At 62.6% G+C, this 8,232-nt stretch carries 8 protein-coding genes and 2 pseudogenes; all 10 read left to right on the forward strand.

Going from position 1 to position 8,232, the window contains the following annotated elements:
• Nucleotides 1-120: 120 nt before the first annotated feature.
• Nucleotides 121-408: pseudogene (locus DU490_RS16615) on the forward strand (HupE/UreJ family protein); the annotation flags it as partial.
• A gap of 15 nt (nucleotides 409-423) precedes the next feature.
• A complete protein-coding gene (locus DU490_RS16620) occupies nucleotides 424-1,089 on the forward strand; it encodes a hypothetical protein (protein ID WP_114575338.1) in 666 nt (221 codons plus the stop codon).
• A 331-nt stretch (nucleotides 1,090-1,420) separates the two neighbouring features.
• On the forward strand, nucleotides 1,421-1,804 hold the full coding sequence (gene dctP, locus DU490_RS17535; RefSeq protein ID WP_258801709.1) for a TRAP transporter substrate-binding protein DctP: 384 nt from the start codon (nucleotides 1,421-1,423) through the stop codon (nucleotides 1,802-1,804).
• Between the two features lie 64 nt (nucleotides 1,805-1,868).
• Nucleotides 1,869-2,390, forward strand: a complete 522-nt coding sequence (locus tag DU490_RS16635) for a TRAP transporter small permease (RefSeq protein WP_114575341.1) — start codon at nucleotides 1,869-1,871, stop codon at nucleotides 2,388-2,390.
• A gap of 15 nt (nucleotides 2,391-2,405) precedes the next feature.
• Nucleotides 2,406-3,680 (forward strand): TRAP transporter large permease, encoded by a 1,275-nt coding sequence (locus DU490_RS16640; RefSeq protein WP_114575342.1) that lies wholly within the window; start codon nucleotides 2,406-2,408, stop codon nucleotides 3,678-3,680.
• A 27-nt stretch (nucleotides 3,681-3,707) separates the two neighbouring features.
• The gene (locus tag DU490_RS16645) at nucleotides 3,708-4,964 is read left to right on the forward strand and encodes a hydantoinase/carbamoylase family amidase (protein WP_114575343.1); all 1,257 of its coding nucleotides are present in this window, start codon (nucleotides 3,708-3,710) and stop codon (nucleotides 4,962-4,964) included.
• 29 nt (nucleotides 4,965-4,993) lie between these two features.
• Nucleotides 4,994-5,455 (forward strand): RidA family protein, encoded by a 462-nt coding sequence (locus DU490_RS16650; RefSeq protein ID WP_114575344.1) that lies wholly within the window; start codon nucleotides 4,994-4,996, stop codon nucleotides 5,453-5,455.
• Between the two features lie 18 nt (nucleotides 5,456-5,473).
• Nucleotides 5,474-6,877, forward strand: a complete 1,404-nt coding sequence (locus tag DU490_RS16655) for an amidase (protein ID WP_114575345.1) — start codon at nucleotides 5,474-5,476, stop codon at nucleotides 6,875-6,877.
• A 115-nt stretch (nucleotides 6,878-6,992) separates the two neighbouring features.
• Nucleotides 6,993-7,067: pseudogene (locus DU490_RS17690) on the forward strand (hypothetical protein); the annotation flags it as partial.
• A 68-nt stretch (nucleotides 7,068-7,135) separates the two neighbouring features.
• Nucleotides 7,136-8,143, forward strand: coding sequence for a DEAD/DEAH box helicase (locus DU490_RS16660; RefSeq protein WP_258801710.1), 1,008 nt, complete (start codon nucleotides 7,136-7,138; stop codon nucleotides 8,141-8,143).
• Nucleotides 8,144-8,232 lie beyond the last annotated feature (89 nt).

The following is an 8,232-nucleotide window of genomic DNA, read 5'->3' on the forward strand; positions in this document are numbered from 1 at the left end:
TGGCCACCACGGCTTGTCGGCGCTCCTCGGAGTAACGAGGCATGAGTGTCTCCTTTCGCCCCCTGATCGGTTTATAAGAACAGGCTATCAGAGGGTACGACACTCATCCTGACACTGGGGGATACCAAGGCGGCGACGCTGATCTTTGGCCTGTTTCACGGCTTCGGGTTGTCGAGCAAGATCATCGAGTACGAGATCTCGCCTGACGGGCTGGTCCCCAACCTGCTGGCGTTCAACGTCGGGGTAGAAGTCGGCCAGCTGCTGGCCTTGAGCGCCATCCTCATCGTCATGGGATTCTGGCGACGCACCACCGGTTTCCTGCGCCACGCCTACACCGCCAATGTCGCCATGATGTGCGCCGGTTTCATGCTGGTCGGTTATCAGCTCACCGGCTATTTCATCGCCTGATTCAGGGAGTCCCCGATGTACAACACCGATCTACCCACCCGTGCCGAGCTTCCCTCTACCAGGAAGCTGATCCGCTCGACCCTGGTGGCCGCCGTCGTGGCCGCCGCCCTGCTGGTCACCGTGGTGCTACCGTCAGAGTACGCCATCGACCCCACCGGGGCAGGCCGCCTGTTAGGGCTGACCCAGATGGGAGAAATCAAGAACCAGTTGGCCGAGGAAGCCGCGCTCGACCAGGCCAATGACGAGGCGACCCCGGTGGTTACCACTGCGCCTGTTCAAGTGATGGAGCAGAGCGAGCACAGCCAGACACTAGCCGATGCCTCGTCTCCCCAAGAGGCGCCCCCCCCGCCGGCCGAAGAGACAACCACCTGGCGCGACGAGGTGAGCTTCATCCTGGCGCCGGGCGAGGGTACCGAGTACAAGCTGACGATGGAGGAAGGTGCCGTAGTGACGTTCGCCTGGGCATCCGATGGGGGACCGCTCAATTTCGACACCCACGGTGACGGAAATGGTAACTCGATCAGCTATGAAAAGGGGCGCGGCGTACCCGACGACGAGGGTGAGCTGAAAGCGGCCTTCACCGGCAACCACGGCTGGTTCTTCCGAAACCGTAACGGTAGTGATGTGACCGTGGTGCTGCGTATCAGCGGCGACTATGGCGAGCTCAAGCGCAAGCTGTGACCCCGGGCAAGATCCACGTCGTCCCGGCCGCCAGGCCGGGGCGATGCGTCTTCCAGCCGGCGACCAGAGCGCCAAGACCGCTGCCCTGCTGAAGTGGCGTCCCTACCTCTATCCTGTGCTCCCCCTGATTCGCCAGATATCCACCCTCTGGCCTCGCCGCCAACATGAAGTTCATCATGTAAAGAAAACCAAGGTTTCTTTCTCAAGAGGAAAGGGCAATGCACCGGTATCAAAACATATCCTGATTACGCATAAGGCTCAGCCATCTTCAGGAACCGGTATGGCATCGGCGACGTTCTCGCCGCCACCGTGAGAAATGCAGCAAGGGGTGGTGTCCGGTCAGGAAAACCCGCTGGCCAACATCTACACCATGCGTTTTCACGAAGTGCAGGACTACCTGTCGTTGACCAATCACGCCTATCACGCCTATGCGGCGGTGATTAATACCGACTCCTGGAATTCACTGCCCGACGATCTCCAGCAAGTCATGCGCGACGCCTTTGATAATGGCCGCACCGCATCTCGCCAGCTGACTCTCGAGGATGAAGAAAAGATCATGGCCTCACTGGAAGGTCAGATTGAAATCAACGAGATTTCAGCCGAAGCCCGAGAAGCCTTTGTCGAGGCCAGCTTGCCGGTGCACGCCGAGTATGAGGACGTCGTGACGACCGACCTGCTCCACAAGGTCTATGACGTAGTCGGCATCGACTACTGATCCTGACGGGCGCCCTCGTGGCGCCCGTTCTAAATCACGCGTTCCTGCACGAAATGGTCTTACCATGTTCACAGCACTCAACCGGATTCTCGATCACGTGGAAAGCGTGGCGATGGTGGTGTTCATGTCGATTGCCACCCTTCTCACTGCCCTCCAGGTGATCTATCGCTACGGCTTCAACAGCTCGCTGTTCTGGGTCGAGGAAGTCGTCATCTACTCCATCATCTGCATGAGCTTCATTGGCGCCAGTATGGGCGTTCGTCATGGCGTGCATATATCGGTCGACGTGCTTAATGCATTCGTCCCCCCGGCCGTCAATCGCTGGCTACATATCATCGCTGCCGCACTGGGCATCGCCTTTGCCTGCTTTCTTGCCTACTACGGGTTTCAGCTCTTCTTCAACACCCTTGGAAGAGGCCAGAGAACGGCTGCGCTGCGATTGCCGATGGCCTGGTTCTACCTGCCGATTGCCATTGCGGGGGTGATGTTGGTCCTTCGCTACCTGTGGGTCATCCATCAAGCCTGGACCAAACCGCCAGTGAGCCTCGCTGAAGAGCTTGCTGCCGGAAAAGACAAGCTCGTCTGACGCCTGGAGTTCGTTATGATTACGGCACTTCTGCCTATTTTCTTCGCAGTGCTGCTATTAGGGCTGCCGATCTTCGCCGCCCTGGCATTCGCGGTCATTCTCTCCATTCAGTTCTTCGGTACCACGGATCCGGTCATCGTGCCCATGCGCATGTTCACCGGGATGAACAACTTCTCGTTGATGGCGATCCCGTTCTTCATCCTGGCCGCGGAACTGATGCGTATAGGCGGACTATCAGGCAGGCTCATCGAGCTGGCCAAGGCCCTGGTCGGCTGGGTGCCCGGCGGCCTGGCTGCCGCCACGGTACTTTCCTGTCTGCTATTCGGGGCCATCTCCGGCTCCAGCCCGGCAACGGTCGTCGCAATCGGCACGATCATGTTCCCCGCACTGGTTGCAGCAGGCTACGACAAGCGCTTCGCCATCGGTCTCATTGCCACTGCTGGTACCCTGGGGCCCATCGTCCCACCGAGTATCGCGCTGATCATTTATGGCTCCGTCACCGGCACATCGGTTGGCCGGCTATTCGCCGCCGGGCTGATCCCCGCCATCCTGATCGCCTCGCTGCTGATTTCGTACTGCATCATCTATGCATCAATCAAGGGCTACGCGCGAGCCCCCTTCCCCACGCTGAAGGAGGTCATTAGCGCCTTCAGGTCGGCGGCCTGGGGCCTGGGGCTGCCCTTTATCCTGCTGGGCGGCATTTACAGCGGGATTTTTACGCCCACCGAGTCCGCTGCCGTCGCCTGCATGTACGGCCTGTTCGTCGGGATGGTGATCTACCGCACCATCGGCTGGCGGGATCTGCTCGGCACGCTGCGCAGCTCGGGACTGACATCGGCTACCCTGCTACTGATCACTGCGGGTGCCTCGGCCTTCTCCTGGCTGCTGGCGATCACCGGCACCCCCACCCAGTTGGCCAATCATGTGCTCTCCCTAACCGACCAACCCGTGCAGGTGATGGCCCTGTTCAACGTGGTCATGATCGTGGCGGGCTTCTTCCTCGATAGCGCCTCGGCCATCATCGTGCTTTCGCCGCTGCTTGAGCCGATTGCCAGCCGCGTCGGCGTCGACCCCGTGCACTTCGGTGTCATCACCCTGGTGAACTTCTCAGTGGGCATGATCACACCGCCAGTAGGCCTCAACCTGTTCGTTGCCATGGCGATCTCGCGGATGTCGCTAGTAGAGGTCTTCAAGGCCTGCCTACCGCTGATCGTGCTGATGTTCATCGCGCTGATCATTCTCACCTATGTGCCCGTGCTCAGCACCTGGTTGCCGTCACTGATCTACTGAACAGGCTTTGAGAGGAGATAACGGCTTATGAATGACCTCACATCACTCGGCGCGAGCGTCGATGGCCAGCGCTTCTGGGACGACATGCTCGACCAGGCCAAGATCGGGGCATTGTCGCCCCGCGGCCTGCGCCGCCTGGCCCTGGATGACAACGACAACCGTGCCCGGCTCTGGCTGGTTGACCGCGGTCGCGAGCTTGGTTGCGAGGCGTATTACGACGCCATGGGCAACGTCTTCCTGCGCCGGGAAGGCCAGGACCCCAGCTTGGCACCGCTGCTGATCGGCAGCCATCTCGACAGCCAGCCCAGCGCCGGCAGCTACGACGGCACCCTAGGCGTGCTAGCCGGCCTGGCAGTGCTACGCGCGCTACACAAGGGCGAAATCAGCCACCAGCGGCCTGTCGAGGTCGTCTCTTGGACCAACGAAGAAGGTGCCCGCTTTGCGCCCGGGGCGTCCGGATCGGCCTGGTTCGCCGGCCAGCGCGAGGCGGCCAGCATTCTCGAGGCCCAGGACGATGACGGTTCACGCTTTGCCGATGCCCTGGCGACCTGTAACGAACAGCTCGAAGCCCATCAAGTGCACTATCGCCCCGAGCCGTTCACCCCCTACGCCTTTCTCGAGCTTCACATCGAGCAGGGGCCGGTACTCGAGTCGATGGGCGTGCCGGCGTGCGCGGTCAAAGGCATCCAGGGCGTCAACTGGTACAGCGTCACGGTGGAGGGCCAGGCCAACCACGCCGGCACCACCCCCGAACACGCCCGGCGCGATGCCTTCACTGGCGCGCATGCATTGATCACCGCGCTTCGCGGCGCGGTCGCCGAGCACGACGAGGCCGTGCGTTTCACTATCGGCAAATTCGCCCTGGAACCCAACGCTACCAACACCATCCCCCAGCAGGCCACGTTCAGCATCGACCTGCGTCACCCCAGCGCCGCGGTGCTGGCATCTCTGGATGAGCGATTCCAACGGCTCGGCGCTGAGCAGTGGTCCGGCTGTAGTGTCGAGCTGACCGCCAGCTCGCGGGTGGCGCCGGTGGAATTCGATAGCCACCTGGTCGAAACGCTGGATAGTAGCGTCAAGAGGTATGCCCCCCACGCTCCGCAGCTGGTGTCCGGCGCCTTCCATGACGCCATTCACCTGGCTCATCGCTGCCCGACCGCCATGATGTTCATGCCATGCCGCGCGGGGATCAGCCATCATCCCGATGAGCATATCGAGCGCGAGGATGCCGAGGTCGCCGTGCGAGCCATGGCCGACACCGCGGGCAGCCTGCTAGCCCGTTAAACCGTTTCTCAACCACCAGGAGACCTGCCATGCAACTCACCGATGCCTTGGCCGACCACGGCCTTACCCTGCCCCCCATCCCGGAACCACGCGGCGCTTTTCTGCCATGGTCGCGCCTCGACAATCAGCTATTTCTGGCCGGCCAGATCTGCGAGCGGGATGGCAAGGTGCTCTACCCCGGCAAGGTAGGCGCCGAGTTTGATCTAGAAACCGGCAAGCTCGCTGCCCAGGCCTGCGCGCTCAACCTGCTGGCGGCGCTGCATGATGCGGTGGATGGCGACATGGACCGTGTGGTGCGCTGCGTCAGGATGAACGGTTTCGTCAATGTCGCGCCGGGGTTTCACGATGTACCGTTGGTGATCAACGGCGCCTCCGAGCTGTTCATCGCCCTGTTTGGTGATGCCAGCCGCCATGCACGAACCGCCATCGGCGTGGCCACCCTACCGGGTAATGCCGCCGTCGAAGTCGAATCGATCTTTGAAATTCGCTAATTTATCAGGAGCCCGAATATGACAACACCACCGCTCCAGCAGCCGCTACGCGCCCTGAACCGCGCCCTGCGAGACCGCAGCGTGAGCGCCGTTCAGCTCGCCGAAAGCGCCATCCAGGCCTATAACGCACGCGGCCAGCACGACCACGCCTACAAGACCTGGAACGGCGACGCCGCGCTAAAGTTCGCCAAGGCTACCGACGCCCTACTAGAGCAAGGTGGCAACGCCGGCCCGCTGATGGGTCTGCCCGTGTCGATCAAGGATATCTACGCCGTTCCCGGGCTGCCTACCTATGCCGGTTCATCGCGCCGCCTACCCGCCCAGTGGGAGTCGCCGGGGCCGGTGGTCAGCACCCTGCTGAGCCAACTGCCTGTCGTCATGGGCAAGACACAAACCGTCGAGTTCGCCTTTGGCGGCCTTGGCACCAATGCCCATTTCGGCGCGCCGCGCAACCCCTGGGATCCCGTCGCCCATCGCACCCCGGGGGGTTCGAGTTCCGGTGCCGGCGTTTCGCTGGTCAGCGGCACCGCAGGCCTGGCCTTTGGCACTGATACCGCTGGCTCGGTGCGGGTGCCCGCCAGCATGACCGGCGTGGCCGGCCTCAAGACCACCGTGGGGCGCTGGTCCACCGCCCAGATCGTGCCGCTCTCCACCACTTTGGACACGCCGGGGTTGCTGGCCCGACGCGTGGATGACCTGGCATTCGCCTTCGACGCGCTCGACCCAGGCCTGAACCCCGGTGGTGGCGGCTTGCCCGCCACGCCCGACCTTGCCGACCTCACCTTCGGCGTACCCGATACCTTCTTCTGGGACGACTGCAGCCCCGGCATCGCTGAAGCGGTCATCCAGGCCATCAAGCAGCTCGAGGCCGCCGGCGCGCGCATCATCACACTGGAACTGCCCAACACCGACGACGCCTTCACGCTGTTCCAGAAAGGTGGCGTGGCAGCCGCCGAACTCGCCGCTTTTTTGCACACCTCGCTGCCGGACGCCATCGAGGCACTGGATCCCAACGTTGCCGCGAGGATCGAGGCAGCCGACGGCATGCCAGGGTGGGAATACGTGCGCCGGCGCCAGGTTATCGACGACCTCACCCGCGCCGCCGCCGCGCGGTTAAGCCAGGTGGATGCCGTGCTGACACCCACCGTCGCTATCACACCGCCGACGCTCGAGAGCCTCGAGCCAGAAGGCGCCTACCCCAAAGCCAACATGAAGGCGCTGCGCAATACCGTCATGGCCAATTTCATGGGCCTCTGCGCACTTACCTTGCCGGTCGGCCGAGACGCCGCCAACATGCCCGTGGGCCTGCAAGTGATGGCCGGCCCCTGGCAGGATGCCAGGCTGCTCGCCATCGGCCAGGCTATCGAGGCCAAGCTAGGCAACAGCCTCGATATTCTCGGTGAGGTGCCCAGCCCTGCGTAGGAGCCAGCGCATTTAGGATGAGTGTGGGAAATGGGATGGACCCCAGTTCCCCGGGAGCGCCCTGCCCCCGTTACGCCCCTGGCAAGCGGCCTGCCTCCAGCAGGCGCTGCAGGCCTTGTCGGACAAGCGGCCTCACTTCCTGTGTCAAGCCACTCCAGGCGCGGGCAAGATGCTGATGGCCGCGGTGCTGGCCGATGAACTGATCGGCCGAGGTGATATCGAGTATGTCCTCTACCTCGGCCCGACCCGATCCGATCCGTGGTCGAGCGTGCCATCGACACGCTCAGCCAGGTCACCGGTCAGGCTATGCATGGCCGGCTCGGCGCTACCGGCGCTGGCTTCACCTACCATGCCCTCCAGCATCGGCTGGAGGAGCTCAAGCGGCTGTGCCAGCAGGCGCGCGTTCTATTGATCTGGGACGAGAGTCACCACGCTTCTGGCCAGGATGGCGCATTAAATGGGGCAAATCAGTGGGGCATGGCCCTGCTGGCACTCGAGCGACATGTTCGCTATACACTCGCACTGTCGGGAACGCCCTGGCGCACCGATGGCAGCTGCCTGCCGCTACTGCGCTATGTGGAAATCAGTCAGCCCGATGGGAAGGTGCCGGGGGATGGGAGCACAGCCTCCCCGTCGAGGCAGCTGCAGCCGGATTATGTCTACACCCTCCAGGAGGCCATCCGGGATGGCATCTGCCGTTATCCCCGCTTGCAGCTGGTGGACAACCGCTCGATTGAGATGACACGCTTTCACCCGAGTACCGGCCGGCGGGAGACGCGTCACTACCAGAGCATTCCGCACCTTCTGAAACATCCGGCCATCGATTACCGCGCGCTGGTGCGGCTCGATGCGCCCCTGCAACGCATCCTGGACCGAGGCGGCGACCAATTGAACATGCTGCGCCACCGTGATCCGGCCGCTGCTGGACTGGTGGTGGCATCGGATATTGAGCATGCCGAAGAGGTTGCACAGCGCCTGGAGGATCAGGGTGCATCAGTGTGCCTGGTCACCAGCAAGGCGCCGGATGCCCATGCGCGTCTGGAGGCCTTCCGGGATGACACTATCCAGTGGATTGTCTCGGTGGGCATGGTCAGTGAAGGGGTCGATATCCCCCGCCTACAGGTGTGCTGCTACCTGAGCCACATCCGCACCGAGCAGCATTTCCGGCAGGTGCTGGGCCGTATCATCCGGCGAATCGGTACCGAGGACGGTGAGTGCTACTTCTATGCCCTGAACGGTAGTTGTCAAGGAATCTGTCGCCTCTGAGGTCATTCAGGCCGCCTGTTTTTCTGGTTCAGCGACGGTGATCTGGAGCTCCCGTTCCGGGTTGAGTGACACGGTGCCGATAGGCGTCC

The organism is Halomonas sp. DQ26W (genome assembly GCF_003339685.1).
GTDB lineage: Bacteria > Pseudomonadota > Gammaproteobacteria > Pseudomonadales > Halomonadaceae > Halomonas.